This is a genomic window from Dactylosporangium sp. CA-139066, assembly GCF_050936175.1.
In the GTDB taxonomy this organism is placed as follows: Bacteria; Actinomycetota; Actinomycetes; order Mycobacteriales; family Micromonosporaceae; genus Dactylosporangium.
Window position 1 is genome coordinate 1,451,843 of sequence record NZ_JBNJNH010000001.1, and the last position, 18,048, is coordinate 1,469,890.

The following is an 18,048-nucleotide window of genomic DNA, read 5'->3' on the forward strand; positions in this document are numbered from 1 at the left end:
CATGGGCGACGGATCGGTCAAGGTCAATCCACCCGACCTGCTGACTTACGCCAGGGATCTGGTCGCCGTGATGGCCGACCAGCAGAGCCAGATCTCCGAGCCCGTCACCGCGATTTCGACGCACTCGGCCGGCGCGTTCATGAAGATCGTCCCGGGGACGCCGCAGTTCGCCGAGGGTCGCACGGCGATGGCGATCGTCCAGCGCAACCTGCAGGACTTCGGCGCCTTCCTCCGCGACGTCGGCACCGGCATCCAGGCCATCCAGTCGGCGGCCCTGGCGATCGGCGTGGCCTACGCCACCACCGACGACGAGTCGGCCCTCGGCATCAACGCGGTCGACTTCGCCTTTGCCGGGACGAGTGGTGCCCCGGCCGGCTTCCCGAAGAACGGCTACTCGACGATGTCCGCGGACCAGGCCAAGGCCGACGCCGAGTCGGGCCGCTACACCGAGGCCAACCAGGCCATCGACGACCCCGACCTGCTCCAGTACGCGGACAAGCAGCCGGTCGAGGGCGGCTTCAAGTACACGTTCCCCGACGGCTCCATGCTGATGGTCACCACGGCCAACAGTGGGTCGATGTTCATCAGCAACAACACGACGACCACGAGTGTCTACAAGCCGGGAGCGAAGCAGCCCTCCTCGATCGTCACGACCGGTGAGTCCTACGACTATTCCGGGCAGCAGACGAAGAGCAAGACCGTCCAGACACTCGGGGCTGACGGGAAGTACACCACGAGCACCTCGTCGACCACCCAGCTCAGCGGCGGCGGCGTGCACGTCAGCAGCACCTCCGTGGGCCTGGACGGCAAGGTCCAGACCACCGAGCAGACGGTCGTGCCGGCCAAGCAGGACGACAAGCCCGACACCGGGCTCACCCCGACCGAGGAGCGCGAGCGGCAGTACGGAAGCCACGGCAGCGACAGCGGCAAGGCGATCCACGGCGAGAACTGAGCGGCGCACCGTCGAACGACTGAGGGGACAGGACGATGGCAGGCCAGCACGGGGCGCCGGACAACTACGGATACACGACCGACTACGCCGCGCGTGCGAAGGAGGTCCACCTCTGGCACCAGACCGGCGAGCAAGGCAGCCCGTTCAACTACAGCAACGGCTACTCCGGGGGCGGCGGCTGGACCGCCGATCCGTCCAAGCTGTCGAAAGACGACATGGGCACCCGGATCAAGAAAGACAACATCGAGATCACGTATAAGCGGATCATGGCGTTGTCCGCCATTGAGGCCACCCACGCCGCACTGGCCTGGGGCCGCATGCAGACGCTGCTGCAGGAGATGTCCCGTGCAATCTCCGGCACGACCGACGCGCTCGTGAACGGCGGCAAGACCCCCAGCGGCGATGCGGTGAAGCAGTGGCAGTCGCCCGCGGCCGACGCGTTCTACGCCAAGGGCCCGGGCGCGGCGATGAAGTCGCTCGCCGACTGGGCCCAGGCCGCCGACGAGAACTGGTCCGCCCTCAACTCCATCGCCGGCATCATCTCCCACTACCAGGGCCGGATGCAGACGCTGTACGACGAGTACAAGCAGGCGTTGGTCGCGCTCGACAATGCCTACAACCACTACATGGACCAGGCACACGACCTGCGCAAGTACAAGACCGGGGACTCGCTGGCGAAACAGGACCAGTGGAACCGCAACTCCTACATCGACCTGGTGAAGGACTTCCGCGACGGGACGCTGGACCACTACGCGAAGGAGTACGACCCGGCCCTCGCCACCAACGTCGCCGCGGCCACAGGCTTCCGCAACTTCTCGATGGAGGCGTTCCAGCTCGAGTACGAGATGGGCGGGCAGTTCACCGGACCGATCGGTCAGCTGTCCGGCGCGCGGGCGCAGCGCTACGAGGGCCCCATGGACGCGGTGACGGTCGACCCCAAGGTCATCGCCGACGCCATGTCGAAGTACTTCATGTCGGGGGTGCCGAACGTCGGCTCCCCGCCGTCCCTGGTGCCGCCGGTGCTGCCGCCGATCAACATCACGGTTCCCCAGGTCGACATTCCCGACCCGGGCGCGCCCGACCCGGGCGGCGCCCCGGACCCGGGCGCGCCCCCGGAACTCGGCGGCGCCCCGGACCCCGGCGCGCTCCCCGACCCTGGTTTGGCGCCGAACCCCGGCGGCCTGCCCAACCCGGGCCTCGTGCCGGGCCTGGCCGTCCTGCCGCCCGGGCTCTCGCCCAACGGGCTGCCCGGCACCAGCGGCCTCAACGCCAACCTCCCGCAGGGTCTGAACCAGTCGCTGACCGACGGGCTCACCGGGCTCAACGCCAACAAGGGGCTCATCTCCGGGCCGACCGGCGTCAACGCCCAGGGGCTCGGCCCTGGGATGGGAGGCATGGAGGGGCCGCCCGGCTCGCCCGGCCTGCGCGCCCGTCCGCCGGGCGCGCCGTCGATGCGCCGCGGCGTGCTGGGCAACAACCGCAAGAACGTCAACGCGCCGGGGGAGCCCGGCATGCCGTCGCAGTCGCGCGCCGGCCTCGAGCGCCGCGGGCTGCAGTCGGCGAGCGGCGGCATCCCGCCCCAGGGGCTGCCGTCGGACGGGCTGACCGACGGCGCCATGCCGCCGAGCACCCGGCCGGTGCTGGGCCGGCCGACCCGCAAGGACGGCCAGCCGGCGCTCGACCGTTACGGCCGGCCGGTCGGCGACCCGGCCCTGACCGGCGGCATCGACGCCGACGGCGGGCCGTCGGTGCTGCGCGCCCCGCGCATCGGCGGCATGGGAGACCCCGGGCTGCCGGGCCTGCCGCCGGGCGGCGCGCCGGCCGGCCGCCAGGCCGGGCGGAAGCACGGACCGGGGTCCGGACACTCCACGCCGGAGCAGCCGGGCGACTGGGTGACCGGCAACGAGCAGGACGCGCCGTCTGTGGCCGCGCCTGTGATCGACGGCAGCATGCGGGCCGCGCGGCTGGAGCACCAGGATCAGCCGTTCATGCCGATGCTGCCGCCGACGACGGCCGGCGCCACCGCGCCCGTGCTCGGCCGGCCGAGCGCATCGGACCAGCAGGGCGCCGCCGCGCTGAGGCGCCGGACCGAGCGGGGCATGGAGCACCGGCGCTTCACCACCGATCACGAACGCGAGGCGGCGGCCGCGGCCGCCGCGGGGCATCCGGGCGTGGTCACCGACGAGCAGGCGTTCGGCGTCGGCACGCCGGGCGGCGCCGTCCTCGGCGGCGGCCCGCGCGGGGAGCAGGAGCACGAGACGCCGGAGGCGCTGCAGCGACGGGCCGCCAACGGCTAGCGCCGATCCACCGACGAACGCCGGTGGGTGCGGCGGACGTCATCGGAGACCGACCCGGTCCGCCGGCGGACAGCGGCGGCGGACCGGGAGCCGACGGCAAGCGGCGGGTCGGCAAAGCCGAGCGGCGGGTCGGTAGAGTGGCCGGGTCCCCGACCGAACAGGTGAAGCGATGTCCCAGGTCCTGACAGTCACCCCCGGGCGGCCCGGCGGGTTTCCGACGCTGCGCGACGCGCTGGAGGTGGCCGACGACGACACCGTCATCACCATCGCCGCCGGCACCTACAACGAGGCCCTGCGGCTCGACGGTCGCCGCCTGACGCTGGTCGCCGCCGAGCCGGGCACCGTGACGATCGACGTCGTCTCGGTCGACCAGCCGGCCGTGCGCGCCCGCGGCGCGGAGCTGACCCTGCGGGGACTGGTCCTGCAGGCCGGCGACGCCAACGCGGTCGAGATCGTCGGCGGCCGGCTGACGATCGAGAACTGCGAGGTCCGGGCCCGCTACGGCGCCGGCCTCGCGGTGACGGACCGGGGCACCGTGCAGGCGTCGGAGCTGGTGGTGAAGGGCGCCGAGTTCGGCGTGCTGATTGAGGACTCCACCGGGGTCATCGAGCGCAGCGAGATCAGCGATGTCACGGCCGACGGCGTGATCGCCCGGCTCGGGGCCGACCCGATCATCCGGGACACGACGATCGCCGGGTGCCGGTACCGGGGCATCTACGTGTACCAGGCGAGCAACCCGACGATCGAGCGCTGCGAGGTCAGCCGTACCGGCGACGCCGGGATCTCGGTGGCGCACCACAGCTCGCCGACGATCCGCGAGTCGTGGATCCACGACGCGAGCGGCGTCGGCATCTTCGTCGGCCGCGGCTGCGGCGGGCTCATCGAGGGCAACACGCTCGAGTCGACGGCGTCGCCGGCGCTGCAGATCGACGAGGGCGCGCACCCGACCGTCATCGCCGCGCGCGCCGACCGGCCCCGCGTCAACGCCGGGCACCAGCCGATCGACCGCGCCATCCAGAAGGACCCGGACCGGGTCGAGAAGCTGCTGGCCGACCTCGACGGCATGATCGGCCTCGCCGGCGTCAAGAACGAGGTCCGCACGCTCATCGACGAGATCCAGGTCAACGAGTGGCGGCGCGCGGCCGGCCTGTCCGTGGGCGCGGTCAGCCACCACCTGATCTTCACCGGCGCCCCCGGCACCGGCAAGACGACCGTGGCCCGCATCTACGGCGAGCTGCTCAAGGCGCTCGGCGTGCTGCCCAACGGCGCCTTCCGCGAGGTCAGCCGGCGCGACCTCGTCGGGCAGTACATCGGCCACACCGCGGAGAAGACCACCGAGGTCTTCACCAGCGCCATCGGCGGCGTGCTGTTCATCGACGAGGCCTACACGCTCACCCGCTCCACCGGCGGCAGCGACTTCGGTCGCGAGGCCGTCGACACGCTGGTGAAGCTGATGGAGGACCACCGCGACGAGATCGCCGTGATCGTGGCCGGCTACACGAAGGACATGGCCGACTTCCTCGACGCCAACGCGGGCCTGGCCTCCCGCTTCGCCAAGACGATGGAGTTCGAGAACTACGAGCCCGAGCAGCTGGTACTCATCGTCCATCGCATCGCCGAGAACGACGACTACATGCTCGCCCCGGGGCTGTCCGACGGCCTGCTCGAGTGGTTCCACCAGGTCGAGCGCGACCAGAACTTCGGTAACGCCCGCGAGGCCCGGCGCCTGCTCGAGGGCATGCGCAAGATGCAGTCGACCCGCCTGCGCGGCCTGGGCCGGGTCCCGAGCCGCGACGACCTGCGCACCCTGGTGCTCGACGACCTGATCAACGCGACGCGCTGAGCCTCAGTACTTCCCCTTGCACACCCGGTTGACGTTGTCGTCGACGCCCGGCGTGCCAGGCGGCGCGAGGGCCGCCGCCTGCTTGGGGCGTGCGCACGATGCAGTCGGCGCGGCTACTTGCCCTTGCACACCCGATTGATCTCGTCGTCGATGACCGCCAGCTTGCCGGTGGCGTCCGGGGGCTTGGCGGTGGCGTCGCCGAGCGTGGTCTGGATCTGCTCGACGGTCGTCTGGCTCTCGGCGAGCGTCTTGCGCAGCTCGGGGCTGATGTCCCTGCTCTGCAGCTCCTTCAGGCTGGCCAGAAGGTCTTTCGCGTACTGCTGCGCGTCGGCCATGGCCTGGTCGTGCTGAAGGGACAGGGGCTGCATGCCGGCGTTGTTGCGGGCAACCGTGATCGCGGTGCTCAGGTTGCCGCCCAGGCCGCTGGAGTCCTTGACGGCCTTCGCGCACGCGAGGGCCTCGTCCTTCGGCTCCTTGGCACCGCCGCCGCCATTGCAGCCGGCCGTGCCGGCGATGGCCGCGACCGTCGCGACGGCGGCAATCCACTTGCGCATGCACCCTCCACGTGAATGAGCGGCGGGCCGACCCGGCGCCCCGCATCCAAGTATCTCAAAGCGAGTCGTCCTGGGCGTGGCTCGGCCGGCATGCGGCGCTCTGTCGCACGGTGGCGATAACCTCGTCGCAGCGTTAGGGAGATCGATGCTACCCTAAATCAATTCGATGGATAAATGTCGCCGGGGCGAGCCTCGCCGCCGAGCGGAAAACCGGGCCGGGACCAGAGGGTGGCGATGGGCAAACAGTTGCCGATGCGGCGCGGCACCAACCTGCCGCGCATGGGCGACTTCAACGAGTCGGTGGTGCTCGACGCGATCCGGCGGGTGCCCGACGGGCTCAGCCGGGTCGAGCTCATCGAACTGACGGGCCTGTCGGCGCAGACCGTGTCGAACATCTGCCGCCGGCTGCTGGACACCGGGCTGGCCCGCGAGGCCGGGACGCGCAGCACGGGCAGCGGCAAGCCGCGGCGGTTGCTGCAGGTGAACGCCGAGGCGCGGTATGCGGTCGGGGTGCACCTCGACCCGGCCGTCGTGACGATGGTCGTGCTCGACCTGCTCGGGCGGGTCGTGGCCCGGGCGCAGCGGCCGACGCCGGCCGCCGCCGACCCGGATCACACCCTCGCGGAGATGGGCGACTCGATCAACGAGCTCATGGCCGAGTCCGGGGTGCCGCGGGAGGCGATGCTCGGGCTCGGCATCGCCGCGCCGGGGCCGGTCGACGTGGAGGCGGGGCTGGTCATCGCGCCGCCCGAGCTCGTCGGCTGGGGGCGGGTGCCGCTGCGCGACCACCTCGCCGAGGCGACGGGGCTGCCGGTGCTGCTGGACAAGGACGTGATCGCCGCGGCCGTGGCCGAGCGCTGGGCCGGCGCGGCCACCGACACCGGCAACTTCCTGTTCTTCTACCTGGGCACGGGCTCCGGCATGGGGCTCGTCGTCGACGACGTGGTGCTGCGCGGGTTGTCCGGCAACGCCGGCGAGGTCGGCGGGCTGTACGCCGCCTGCACCACGAACGCGCTGGTCGCCGAGGCGATCGAGGAGGGCGTGCTCGGGCCGGAGTTCAAGCCGGCCGGGCCGCGCGACGCCGAGCAGAGCCTGCGCGGGCTGTGCCGGCGCGCGGCGGCCGGCAACGTGACGGCCGGCGAGATCATCGACCGCTGGGCGGTGCGCGTCGGGCGGGGCGTCAGCGCGGCGGCGACGCTGGTGGACGCCGAGATGATCGTGTTCGGCGGGCCGATCTGGCCGCTGCTGGCCGACCGGTTCATGGCCGTGATCCCGGGCATCGTGGAGAGCTCGCCGTTCGTGGAGCGCATCCACCCGACGGTGGTGACGACGACCGGGCTGGGCATCGACGTCGGCGCGATCGGCGCCGCCTGCCTGGTGCTCGAGCAGTTCCTGTCGGCCCAGCCCCAGTCGCTGCTGCTCGGCTAGGGTCGTTCGGCGGCGCCGTCGACGCCGCGGCCCAAAGGGCTTCAGCGGAGGCCGATCCCCACCAGGATCAGGGTCGTTCACGCCGCGGCCCAAAGGGCTCAGCGGAGGCCGATCCCCACCAGGATCAGGGTCGTTCGGCGGCGCCGTCGACGCCGCGGACCAGGGCCCAGCGGTCGTGGGCCAGCGGCGGGGGAGCGGGGTGACGCCGCGCCGCCGCCTCGTCGAAGTCCACGCCCAGGCCGGGGGCCTCCGACGGGTACAGCACCCCGCCGACCGGCACCGGCGCCCCCGGGAAGACCTCGAGCGTCGCGTCCCGGAAGCGGGCCGCCTCCTGCACGCCGAACGCGGGCGTCGACACGTCGAGGGCGACGTTGGCCGCCTGCGCCACCGGGCTCACGTCGCCCGGGCCGTGCGGCGCGATCCGGGCCCCGAACAGCTCGCACGCCGCCGTCAGCTTGCGCGCCGGGGTGAGCCCGCCGAGCGTGGGGATGCGCAGCCGCACAAAGTCGATCGCCCGGGCCGTGAGCAACGGCAGGAACTGCGTGACGTCGTCGAAGAGCTCGCCGACGGCCAGCGGCACCGGCCCGGCCAGCCGCGGGAAGTGCGCGCCGTCCTCGGGGGCCAGGGCGTCCTCGAGGAAGAACAGCCGCGCGTCGGCGAGCGCGGCGACCAGCCGGACGGCCTGGGCGGGGGTGAGCCGCTCGTGGGCGTCGTGCAGCAGCTCGACGCCGTCGCCGACCCGGCGGCGCACCTCGGCCAGGGCGGGGGGCACGTGCCGCAGGTAGGCCAGGGGGTCCCAGGCGGTGCCGGTCGACGCCGTGCCGTAGTTCTGCACGCCGGGCACCGCGACCTGGACCCGCACGTGCCGGTAGCCGGCCTCGGCGGCGGCCAGCACGTCCTCGGCGATGCGGGCCGGGTCGTCGCCGTCGACGTGCGTGTAGGCCGCGGCGCCGTGCCGGGCCCGGCCGCCGAGCAGCGCGTGCAGCGGCAGGCCGGCCACCTTGCCCTTGATGTCCCACAGCGCCACGTCGACGGCGCCGAGGGCGTTGTTCGCGATCGACCCGCCCCGCCAGTAGCCCGAGTTGAGCAGCAGCCGGTGGACGTCCTCGATGTCGCCGGCGTCGCGGCCGACCAGCAGGGGGCCGAGGTAGTCGTCGAGCACGGAACGCACGGCCAGGGTGCGTTGCGGGTCGCTGGCGCAGCCCAGGCCGTACAACCCCGGCTGGTCCGTCTCGACCCGAACGATCAGGTAGGGGCACCCCTGCGGTCCACAGAGGAACGTGCGGACGTGAGTGATCCGCGCGCCGCTGCGCGGCCACGGTGCCGAAGCCAGCGGACTTTCGTGCGTCTGTTGCCGATCTTTGTCCATCGATTGACAGAGTACATCGATTCGATTTAGTTTCGAACTCCAAAGCGGCGCATGTCGATGGCGCCCCAGACGCGAAGGCCCCGCGATGACACCCCAACGAAGCGCGTGGCGGCCGGCTCTGGCCGTCCTGATAACCCTGGCCCTCGGCGCGAGCGCGGCCGCGTGCGGCGGCGGCGACGACAAGTCCGGCGGCGACAGCAAGACGCTGACGATGTGGACCTTCAAGCAGTCGCACGTCAAGGCGCTGCAGAAGGTCGCCGACTCCTTCGCCAAGGAGACCGGCATCACCGTGAAGGTCGAGGCGTACGGGCCGGACGACGCCTTCGTCACCAAGGTCCAGGCCGCCGCGCAGACCAAGAACCTCCCCGACCTGCTCGAGGTGCACACCAACGGCGACGACCTGACCTTCGGCGGCGCCGGGCTGCTCAGCGACCTGGCCAAGGACGCCGACGACGCGTGGCTGGCCAACTATCTGCCCGCGGTCCGTCAGGACGGCAGCGTCACCGACCAGTACTACAAGCAGTCCCTCGCCCAGGACGCCAAGACCCACGGCATCCAGCTCGGCCAGCGCTTCAGCGTCCCGCTGACCGTCGGCACCTTCGGCATCGTCTACGCCAACAAGCAGCGCCTCGCCGACGCCGGGATCACCGCCGCGCCGACGACGTGGGAGGAGTTCGTCGCCGACCTGGGCAAGGTCAAGGCGAAGTACCCCGACAACGGCGGCGTCAGCATCGGCCTGAAGTCGCCGACGACCGGGCTCGAGTGGTTCCTGCAGCCGATGGCCTACGGCATGCTCGGCCCGGACAAGTTCCACGCCCTGTTCGGCAAGGACAAGTCCGGCACGTTCTCCTCGCCGACCGGCGTGCAGATGCTGCAGACCTACGGCCAGGTCCAGCCGTACTGGCTGCCGGGCACCCAGAGCCTCGACATCGACGCCGCCGACCTGGCCTTCGCGCAGGGCAAGTCCACGTTCGACATCGGCGGCACGTTCACCCTGGCCTTCCTGGCCCAGAACGGGTTCGACGCCGGCAACGTCATCACGTTCCCGGTGCCCTCGCCGGCCGCCGGCGCCGTCAAGAACCTCACGCTGGCGCCGTTCACGCTCACCGGCGTGTCGGTGTCCGCGACCACGAAGAACCGGGCCGGGGCCATCCAGTGGCTCAAGTACCTCGCCAAGGCCGACGTCTCCGCCACGTTCGCCAAGGAGGCCCTGGACATCCCGCCGACCGACCTCGGCTCCGACCCGACCGCCGCCGTCGGCCCCGCCCTGGGCGCCATGATCAAGGCGTTCGGCTCCGGCCCGTCGGCGTACAACCCGGGCGACACCACGTACCGGCCCAACAACTACGACGGCCCGACCGTGGCGTCGGCGCTGATGGACTACACGCCGCTGGCCAAGAAGTCCGCGGAGCAGGCCGGCGCCGACATGACGAAGGTCATCGACTCCTACTGGGCCAAGCAGTAATGGCGGTGCCGACCGAGGCCCCGGGCCGTCCTCGCCAGCGCACCGGCGCCGGCGCGGACGGCCCGGGCCGCTCCCGACGGCGCACGCGCGCCGGCGAGGCGGCCTGGGGCTACGCCTTCGTCCTCCCGGCGGTCGCGCTGTTCGCGGTCATGGGCGCGTACACCATCGGCTACGGCTTCTCGCTGAGCTTCGCCACCTGGAACGGCTTCCAGCCGCACTGGATCTGGGTCGGCCTGCAGAACTACGCCGACCTGCTGTGGGCCAGCCCGCGGTACGCACCGCGGGTGCACCAGGCCGCCCTCAACACGTTCTGGGTCATGCTCGCCGTGCCGGTGCTCACCGTCGTGGTCAGCTTCCCGCTCGCGGTGCTGCTCAACTCGGTGCGCCGGCTGCGCACGCTGCTGCGCTCGGTGTACTTCGTGCCCCAGGTGACCGCCGGCATCGCCGTGTACTTCGCGTGGCAGTACATCCTGCAGCCCGACGGCGCCGTCAACGCGCTGCTCGGCGCGCTCGGCCTCGGCAGCCTGCGCCAGCCGCAGGGGTTCCTGGGCAACACCACCACCGCGCTGCCCACCCTGATCGTCATCACCGTGTGGTCGTCGGTCCCGGTTTCGATGATGCTGTACCTCGCGGGCCTCCAGGCGGTCGACCCGGCGCTGATCGAGGCGGCGCAGATCGACGGGGCCGGACCGTGGCGCATCACGCGCGACGTCGTGTGGCCGCTGGTGCGCCCCATCACGGCGATCATCGTGCTGCTCTCGCTGCGCGACTCGCTGCAGGGCTTCCAGACGTTCCTCATCATGACCAACGGCGGGCCGGGCAACCACACCAACGTGCTGGGCCTGGAGACGTACCGCCTCGCCTTCCTCTCCCAGCTCGACCCGACGCTCGGCCTGTCCAGCGCGCTGGGCTGGCTGCTGTTCATCGCCGCGCTCATCCTGGCCGCGGTCAACCTGCGCGTGATGCGGAGGGCGACATGAGCGCCGCTCGGACGTGGGCGGCGCGGATCATCGTCGGCGCGCTGCTGCTGCTCTACGCCACCATCAGCCTGTACCCGTTCCTGTGGATGGTCTCGGCCGCGTTCAAGGACCAGTACGAGGTCGTCGCCGGCGGCCACCTGGTACCGCACCACCCGACGCTGAAGACCATCGTCGACACCTGGAACGAGCTGCACTTCTTCGACTACTTCTTCAACAGCGTCAAGGTGACCGGCCTGACCGTGCTGCTGGTCCTGGCCATCTACGGCGCGGCCGGCTACGCGTTCGCGGTGCTGCGCTTCCCGGGCCGCAAGGCGCTGTACCGCATGTTCATGGCCCTGCTCTTCGTGCCCGGCGTGTCCGTGCTGCTGCCGATCGTGCTGCTCGAAAACAACCTCGGGCTGCTCGGCACCCACTGGGGCCTGATCCTGCCGTTCGTCAACGGCTCGGCCCCGTTGTCGATCCTCATGCTGACCAACGCCTTCGAGGCGATCCCGGCGGAGCTGCGCGAGGCCGCCCGCGTCGACGGCGCGAGCGAGCTGCGCATCTTCGCCACCATCTACCTTCCGCTGGCCCGGTCCGTGCTCATCACGATCGCCGTGCTCACCGCGATCTCGACGTGGAACGAGTACCTGCTCACCCGCGTCTCGCTCAACGACCCGGACACGTACACGCTGCCCATCGCCCTGCAGAACCTGCAGTCGGGCGCGGTGCAGCACTACAACGTGCTCATGGCCGGGGCCCTGATCGTGGTCATCCCGGTGATCGTGCTGTTCGCCGCCGCGCAGCGCTATGTCGTCAACGGCCTGATGGGAGCGGTGAAGGCATGACAACCCGCAGACTCCTGCTCATCTTCCTGTCCGTGGTGGCGCTCGTTGCCCCCGGCACAGTTGCCTACGCCGCGCCCGGGCCGGTCATGTACCCGCGCGGGGTCGGCGCCGACCTCGGACCGGCCCCGGTCACGCTCGGTCTGAGCGTGCGCCCCGACGCCGGCCTGCGCACCGGGACCCTCGACGGGAAGGGCTACTGGCAGACCACGTCCATCGGCCTGACCGCCGACGCCGGCTACGCGGACTCGGTGTCGGGCGCGCCGGTGGTCGTGGTCGTGACCTACCACGACGACGGGGCCGGCGCCCTGACGCTGCGCACCCCGGCCGGGGCGGCGACGACCGTCGCCGAGCTCGCCGGCACCGGCGCGTGGAGGCTGGCCGCCGTCGGGCTCGCCGGCGCCGACCTGCGCGGGGAGCTGCGGCTGAGCGGCGACGGCGACATCACCGTCGCCCAGGTGCGCATCACCGCGAGCGGGCCGCAGGCGATCCTCGGCCCCACGGCGTCGGACACCGGGCTCTCGCCGCGGGCCGGCGACAACGAGGCCGGGCTCGTCACCGGCACGGCCGCCGGGCGGGGCTTCTGGCGTACCAACGCCGCCGCACCCGCGCCGGGCACCAACTATCTGTACTTCAACGTCGCCGACGCCTACGCCTACGACACCCGCGACATCGTCCTGGTGAGCGTCGACTACCTCGACGCCGGCAACGGCACGCTCTTCCTGCACTACGACTCGCCCGGCGAGGACCTGCCGTACCGGTTCAAGCCCTCGGCGGCCGTCACCTACGGCGACACCGGCCAGTGGCGCACCCACGACTTCGTCCTCGACGACGCCGTGCTCACCAACCGCACCAACGGCGCCGACTTCCGCCTCACGCACGACGGCTCCCCGGCCGAGCTCACGATCGCGGCCGTGCGCGTCACCGTGGTACCGCGGCAGCTGGACGCGAAGGCCGGCCTGCGCGACCTCGTCGCCGCCGCCGGCCTGGCCCTCTACGGGGCGCGCGAGGGCGGCCGCGAGGGCCAGTACCCGCCCGGCTCCAAGGCCACCCTCGCCGCCGCGATCGGCCGCGCTCAGGCCGTCCTCGACGACGCCGCGGCGACCGAGGACCGGGTCGGCGCCGCGCTGCGCGACCTGTACGACGTCCTCGGCGCCTTCCGCGCCGCCGCCGTCAACACCGACCTGGCCCGCGCGGCGCGGCTGAGCGCGAGCGGCACCGCCGCCGGGTCGTCGCCCGGCAACGCGAACGACGGCGACCCGGGCACCGTGTGGACCGGCGCCGGCACCGGCGAGTGGCTTCAGGCCGACCTCGGCGCCGCCCGCCCGGTGAACGAGGTGTTCGTGCAGTGGGGGAGCGCCTACTCTCCGGACTACCGCGTCGAGCTGTCGGCCGACGGCGTGACCTACACCCAGGCCGGGCGAAACGGCGGCCAGGCCGTGCGGACCCGGTTCGCCGAGACGAACGCGCGCTACGTGCGGGTGAGCGTGGCCGGCCACGCCGCCGGGCTCGACCACGCCGACATCGCCTCGCTCGAGATCCGCGACCGGCGCACGGTCACGCCGTCGCCGCGGCTCGTCGAGACGCGCTACCCGACCGAGGACGCCGTCGTCGCCGACTTCGACGCGACCGCCTACGGCGCCGACCGCACCGGCCGCCGCGACGCGACCGCCGCCCTGCAGTCCGCGCTCTGGGACTGCTACGACGCCGGCGGCGGCACGGTGTGGCTGGCCGAGGGCTCCTACCGGGTCACCGGCACGGTCGAGGTGCCGGCGTTCTGCACCCTGCGCGGCGACCGCCGCGACCCGGACACCGGCGGCGGCTCGTACGGCACCGTGATCAGCGCCGACCTGCCGTCCGGCGACGACGGGCCCGTGCTGTTCCGCATCGGCGGCAGTGCCGGCGTCGTCGGGCTCACCACCTACTACCCGCGGCAGAGCGCGACCGCGCCCGTGCCCTACAACTTCACGTTCGAGATCCCGGGCAGCGCCTGGGGCAGCGACGAGAACTACATGATGAGCACCGTCGCCGACGTGACGATGCTCAACTCGTACCGCGGCATCGGCATCAGCACCATGCGCGACGAGCGCGGCCGCCCGCCCGGCAACGGCCAGACCCACGAGTCGGCGACCGTGCGCAACGTGCGCGGCACCGCGCTCTACGAGGGCGTCGAGGCGTACAACGGCGCCGACGTCGGCACCTGGGAGGACATCCGGTTCAGCAACGCCTACTGGGCGCAGGCCCCGGCCGCGTACCAGCCGCCGAAGCGGTCCACTGTGGACGCGTGGACGCGGGCCAACGGCACCGGCTTCGTCCTCGGCGACCTCGAGTGGGACCAGTTCGCCGGCCTCGCCGCGGCCGACTACCGCATCGGCATCCACGTCGTGGCCGGGCAGCGGGCCGAGTTCACCGGCGTGTTCGACCGGGTGCGCATCGAGCGGACCGGCGTCGCGCTGCAGGTGGACAAGTTCGACGAGCGGTGGGGGCTGGCCCTCGCCGCGAGCGAGCTGCAGGGCGACGACGCGGCCGTGGCCAACAACGGCGGCGGCTACGTGAAGCTCACCGGCGTGCGGGTCTCCGGCGCCGTGCGCGGGACGGTGTACCAGATGGACGGCGCCGTGCCCGGCGACGACGCGAGCCGTACGGCCACCCGGCCGGGCCGGCGGGCGCTGTACGCGCCGGACGCGCCGCACGGCAACGGCTACCTGCCCGCCGCGGACGCCACCCCGGCGATCCAGCGGGCCCTCGACCGGGCCGGGCGCGACGGCGGTGGCGTGGTGTACCTCCCGGCCGGCTGGTACCGCCTCGCCGGGCGCCTGAGCGTGCCGGCCGGCGTGCAGCTGCTCGGCGCCTCGCCGCTGCCCAACCGCGATGAGGACGGCCGCAGCGGCGGCACGGTGCTCATGGCGTACGCCGGGCGGGCGAGCGCCACCGCCGACACCGACCCGGCCGCGATCACGCTACGGGGTGACCGGGCCGGTGTCGCCGGGCTGCGCGTCTTCTACCCGGAGAACAACCCGGCGGCGCAGGGCGGCCTGGTGCCCTACCCGTACACCGTGCGCGGTCTCGGCGACGGGAACTACGCCGTCAACCTGGGGCTGCCCAACGCCTGGAACGCGCTCGACATGGCCGGCGACCGGTTCCTGGTTCGCAAGATCAAGGGCACGTTCGTGCGGCACGGCGTCACGGCGCGCGGCGCCGACGGGCGCATCGAGGGCGTGCTGTCCAACGGCAACACGTTCGTGCGCACCGGGTTCGCGATCCCCAACTGGGTGCTCGGGGCCAACCTCTTCCCGCAGGTGATCGACGCCTGGACGCGCACCAACGCCGACCTTGTCACCGTCGACGGCGCCCGGCGCCTCAGCGTCCACGGCGTGTTCGGCTACGGGCTGCACAACGGCATCGTCGTGCGCTCCGGGGACGTGCGGGCCGTCAACGTCGGCACCGACAACCTCGGCGGGGACGGCTTCACCGTGCGGGTCGAGGGCGGCCGGGCCGTCGTCGCGAACCTCATGCGCTACAACGGCGCGACGAGCACGGGCCCCGTCACGCTGTACAACACCATGGTCATCAACGTCGTCGAGCACGCCGTGGCCGTGGCCGCCGTCCCGGAGGGCGCCGGCACCGTCCGGCTCTCCGGCAACGCGAGCCGGCCCGGCTACTACGAGCCGGGGACCCCGGTCACGGCGGTGGCCCGGCCGGCCCGCGGCTACCGGTTCGCCGGCTGGAGCGGCGGCGGGGCCGTGGTCTCGACCGCGCCGACGTACGCGTTCACCGTCACCGGCCCGCTCACCCTGACCGCCACCTTCGTCGCGGAGGCCACGTGAAGATCCTCGTGACCGGCGCCGCCGGGATGCTCGGCTCGGCCGTCGTGGCCGCCCTGCGGGCCGGCGGGCACGCCGTGCGCGCCCACGACCGCACGCCGCCGCCGTCCGGGGCCGCGGACGAGGCGGTCACCGGGGACCTGTGCGACCCCGGCGGCCTGGACGGGCTGCTGGCCGGGATCGACGCGGTGGTGCACGCCGCCGCGATCCCGGCCCCGGTCGAGCCCGACGTGTTCGCCAACAACGTCGGCTCGGCGTACCACCTCCTCGAGGCGGCGGCCGCGATCGGCGTGCGGCGCATCGTCTACGTCTCCAGCCTTTCCGCGGTCGGCCTGGCCTGGTCGGCCCGCGGGGCGTCGCCGCTGCGCCTGCCGCTCACCGAGGACCACCCGTACGTCGGCGACGACCCCTACGGCCTTTCGAAACGGGTCGGCGAGCTCGTCACCGCGACCGTGAGCAACCGCGGCGGCATCCCCGCCGTGAGCCTGCGGCTGCCGTTCATCGGCACCGGCGCGCGGCTGCGCCACCACCTCGACCACGTGGCCGCCGACCTCGGCGGCCACCGCGGCGACCTGTGGAGCTGGCTCGACACCCGCGACGCGGTCGCGGCCGTCGCCGCCGCGCTCACCCGGCCGCTCGCCGGGCACGCCGTCGTCAACGTCGCCGCGCCCGACACCACGGCGACGGTGGAGACGGCGCGGCTGCTTGCCGAGTACCATCCGGAGGCCGAGATCGCCGAGGCGCTGGAGGGATACGCCGTGCCTGTCTCCACCCGTCTGTGCCGGGACCTGCTCGGCTTCAGCCCCGTCCACACCTGGCGAAACCCGTGAGCGTCGTGGTGGCGGTCCGCGGGGGCTGGGAGGGGCACCGCCCCGTCGAGGCCACCGACCGCTACGTGGCCAAACTGCGCGAGCAGGGCCATGAGGTCGTCACGTCCGAGACCCTCGACACCTACCTCGACGCCGAGCTGCTGCGCCGCGCCGACCTGATCGTGCACTGCTGGACGATGGGCACCGCCACCGCCGAGCAGATCGCCGGCCTCGCCGCCGCGGTGCGGGCCGGCACCGGCCTCGGCGGCTGGCACGGCGGCCTCATCGACTCCTTCCGCGCCTCGCCCGACTACCAGCGCATCACCGGCGGGCAGTTCGTGCACCACCCGGCCGAGTTCGTCACCTACGACGTCACGCCGATCGGCAGCCACCCGGTCGTCGCCGGGATCGGGCCGTTCACCGTGCACACCGAGCGGTACCAGGTCCACGTCGACCCGGCGATCGAGGTCCACGCCGTCACCGCCGTCGACGGGCACGCCGTGCCGGTCGTGTGGACGACCCGCTTCGGCGCCGGCCGCGTCTTCGTCACCACCGTCGGCCACGAGCTCAAGGACCTCGAGGTCCCCGAGCACGACGAGATCATCATGCGGGGGCTGTCATGGGCGAGCCGCTGAGCGTCGGCCTGGTCGGTGCGGGGAAGATCAGCCAGCAGTACGTCACGACGCTCGCCCGGCTGCCCCAGGTCGCCCTGACCCGGGTCGCCGACCTGGACCCGGCTCGCGCCCTCGCGCTCGCCGCAGGGCTGAGCGACGTGCGCGCCGTGCCGGTCGGCGAGCTGATGGACTCGGTCGATCTGGTGCTCAACCTGACCGTGCCGCAGGCCCACGCCGCCGTGGCGGTGGCCGCGCTGGAGGCCGGCCGGCACGTCTACAACGAGAAGCCCCTCGCGGCCAGCAGTGCCGAGGCCCGCGCGATCCTGGCCGCGGCGGCGTCGGCCGGCCGCCTGGTCGGCTGCGCGCCCGACACCGTGCTCGGCACCGGCGTGCAGACGGCCCGCGCCGCACTGGAGGCGGGCGACATCGGCGTGCCGGTCGCCGCGACCGCGTTCATGGTCACGCCGGGTCACGAGCGCTGGCACCCGGACCCGGAGTTCTACTACCAGCCCGGCGGCGGCCCGATGTTCGACATGGGCCCGTACTACCTGACGGCCCTGGTCACCCTGCTCGGCCCGGTCGTGCGCGTGGCCGGCCTGGCCTCGACCCCGCGGGCGACCCGCACGATCGGCGACGGCCCGCGCGCCGGCACCGTCTTCCCGGTCTCGGTCCCGACCCACCAGACCGGCATCCTGGAGCACGCCTCCGGGGCGCTGACCACGCTGATGATGAGCTTCGACGTGTGGGCGGGGCGGCTGCCGCGCATCGAGGTGTACGGCGCGGACGGCACCCTGAGCGTCCCCGACCCCAACCACTTCGACGGGCCGGTCCACCGGTTCAGCGGCGCCACGCAGGAGTGGTCGGCGCTGCCGGAGCTCGCCGGCTACCGCGGCGCGGGCCGCGGCACCGGCCTGGCGGACCTCGCCGACGCCCTGCGCGCGGGCACGGCCCCGCGGGCGAGCGCGGAGCTCGCGTACCACGTCCTGGACGTCATGGAGTGCCTGCACACGGCGGCCGAGACGGGCGCCGCGGCGACGGTCGCCAGCACCTGCACGATCCCGCCGCCCGTCCCGCTGGGCTAGGGTATCG

General features: G+C 72.9%; 13 protein-coding genes. 11 read left to right on the forward strand and 2 right to left on the reverse strand.

The window, feature by feature from the left end; genetic code table 11:
* The first annotated feature begins 1 nt into the window (after position 1).
* The 3 genes from ACQEVU_RS06830 to ACQEVU_RS06840 all read left to right on the forward strand — a co-directional run bounded on the left by ACQEVU_RS06830 (position 2) and on the right by ACQEVU_RS06840 (position 5,092).
* Positions 2-952 carry a hypothetical protein gene (locus tag ACQEVU_RS06830; protein WP_433321679.1) on the forward strand — a complete coding sequence of 317 codons (951 nt, stop codon included), beginning with the start codon at positions 2-4 and terminating at the stop codon, positions 950-952.
* Positions 953-987: 35 nt separating this feature from the next.
* Positions 988-3,249 (forward strand): hypothetical protein, encoded by a 2,262-nt coding sequence (locus ACQEVU_RS06835; protein WP_433321680.1) that lies wholly within the window; start codon positions 988-990, stop codon positions 3,247-3,249.
* Between the two features lie 169 nt (positions 3,250-3,418).
* Complete coding sequence (locus ACQEVU_RS06840) at positions 3,419-5,092, forward strand: right-handed parallel beta-helix repeat-containing protein (RefSeq protein ID WP_433321681.1); 1,674 nt, start codon at positions 3,419-3,421, stop codon at positions 5,090-5,092.
* Positions 5,093-5,205: 113 nt separating this feature from the next.
* Here ACQEVU_RS06840 and ACQEVU_RS06845 read toward each other — a convergent pair whose 3' ends face one another.
* Positions 5,206-5,646, reverse strand: coding sequence for a hypothetical protein (locus ACQEVU_RS06845; RefSeq protein ID WP_433321682.1), 441 nt, complete (start codon positions 5,644-5,646; stop codon positions 5,206-5,208).
* 234 nt (positions 5,647-5,880) lie between these two features.
* On the opposite strand from ACQEVU_RS06845, the gene ACQEVU_RS06850 reads away from it, so the two are divergent.
* Positions 5,881-7,074 (forward strand): ROK family transcriptional regulator, encoded by a 1,194-nt coding sequence (locus ACQEVU_RS06850; protein ID WP_433321683.1) that lies wholly within the window; start codon positions 5,881-5,883, stop codon positions 7,072-7,074.
* Positions 7,075-7,198: 124 nt separating this feature from the next.
* On the opposite strand, the gene ACQEVU_RS06855 is transcribed toward ACQEVU_RS06850, so the two are convergent.
* Positions 7,199-8,443, reverse strand: coding sequence for an enolase C-terminal domain-like protein (locus ACQEVU_RS06855; RefSeq protein ID WP_433321684.1), 1,245 nt, complete (start codon positions 8,441-8,443; stop codon positions 7,199-7,201).
* Between the two features lie 85 nt (positions 8,444-8,528).
* Between ACQEVU_RS06855 and ACQEVU_RS06860 the strand changes: the two genes are divergently transcribed.
* The 7 genes from ACQEVU_RS06860 to ACQEVU_RS06890 are packed head-to-tail and all read left to right on the forward strand — an operon-like array spanning position 8,529 to position 18,041.
* Positions 8,529-9,908 (forward strand): ABC transporter substrate-binding protein, encoded by a 1,380-nt coding sequence (locus tag ACQEVU_RS06860; RefSeq protein ID WP_433321685.1) that lies wholly within the window; start codon positions 8,529-8,531, stop codon positions 9,906-9,908.
* Between the two features lie 5 nt (positions 9,909-9,913).
* The gene (locus ACQEVU_RS06865) at positions 9,914-10,888 is read left to right on the forward strand and encodes a carbohydrate ABC transporter permease (RefSeq protein WP_433321686.1); all 975 of its coding nucleotides are present in this window, start codon (positions 9,914-9,916) and stop codon (positions 10,886-10,888) included.
* The gene (locus tag ACQEVU_RS06870) at positions 10,885-11,715 is read left to right on the forward strand and encodes a carbohydrate ABC transporter permease (RefSeq protein WP_433321687.1); all 831 of its coding nucleotides are present in this window, start codon (positions 10,885-10,887) and stop codon (positions 11,713-11,715) included. The genes ACQEVU_RS06865 and ACQEVU_RS06870 overlap by 4 nt, the downstream gene beginning before the upstream one ends.
* Positions 11,712-15,539, forward strand: a complete 3,828-nt coding sequence (locus ACQEVU_RS06875; protein WP_433321688.1) for a glycosyl hydrolase family 28-related protein — start codon at positions 11,712-11,714, stop codon at positions 15,537-15,539. The genes ACQEVU_RS06870 and ACQEVU_RS06875 overlap by 4 nt, the downstream gene beginning before the upstream one ends.
* Complete coding sequence (locus ACQEVU_RS06880) at positions 15,536-16,366, forward strand: NAD-dependent epimerase/dehydratase family protein (RefSeq protein WP_433321689.1); 831 nt, start codon at positions 15,536-15,538, stop codon at positions 16,364-16,366. The genes ACQEVU_RS06875 and ACQEVU_RS06880 overlap by 4 nt, the downstream gene beginning before the upstream one ends.
* On the forward strand, positions 16,363-16,980 hold the full coding sequence (locus tag ACQEVU_RS06885; RefSeq protein WP_433321690.1) for a ThuA domain-containing protein: 618 nt from the start codon (positions 16,363-16,365) through the stop codon (positions 16,978-16,980). Before ACQEVU_RS06880 ends, ACQEVU_RS06885 begins: the two co-directional genes overlap by 4 nt.
* Positions 16,965-18,041, forward strand: coding sequence for a Gfo/Idh/MocA family protein (locus ACQEVU_RS06890; protein ID WP_433321691.1), 1,077 nt, complete (start codon positions 16,965-16,967; stop codon positions 18,039-18,041). Before ACQEVU_RS06885 ends, ACQEVU_RS06890 begins: the two co-directional genes overlap by 16 nt.
* Positions 18,042-18,048 lie beyond the last annotated feature (7 nt).

Bases quoted from the DNA above. Each gene is read 5' to 3' on its own strand.
- ACQEVU_RS06830 (WP_433321679.1), top strand. From the start codon at position 2: ATGGGCGACGGATCGGTCAAGGTCAATCCACCCGACCTGCTGACTTAC.
- ACQEVU_RS06835 (WP_433321680.1), top strand. From the start codon at position 988: ATGGCAGGCCAGCACGGGGCGCCGGACAACTACGGATACACGACCGAC.
- ACQEVU_RS06840 (WP_433321681.1), top strand. From the start codon at position 3,419: ATGTCCCAGGTCCTGACAGTCACCCCCGGGCGGCCCGGCGGGTTTCCG.
- ACQEVU_RS06845 (WP_433321682.1), bottom strand. From the start codon at position 5,646: ATGCGCAAGTGGATTGCCGCCGTCGCGACGGTCGCGGCCATCGCCGGC.
- ACQEVU_RS06850 (WP_433321683.1), top strand. From the start codon at position 5,881: ATGGGCAAACAGTTGCCGATGCGGCGCGGCACCAACCTGCCGCGCATG.
- ACQEVU_RS06855 (WP_433321684.1), bottom strand. From the start codon at position 8,443: ATGGACAAAGATCGGCAACAGACGCACGAAAGTCCGCTGGCTTCGGCA.
- ACQEVU_RS06860 (WP_433321685.1), top strand. From the start codon at position 8,529: ATGACACCCCAACGAAGCGCGTGGCGGCCGGCTCTGGCCGTCCTGATA.
- ACQEVU_RS06870 (WP_433321687.1), top strand. From the start codon at position 10,885: ATGAGCGCCGCTCGGACGTGGGCGGCGCGGATCATCGTCGGCGCGCTG.
- ACQEVU_RS06875 (WP_433321688.1), top strand. From the start codon at position 11,712: ATGACAACCCGCAGACTCCTGCTCATCTTCCTGTCCGTGGTGGCGCTC.
- ACQEVU_RS06890 (WP_433321691.1), top strand. From the start codon at position 16,965: ATGGGCGAGCCGCTGAGCGTCGGCCTGGTCGGTGCGGGGAAGATCAGC.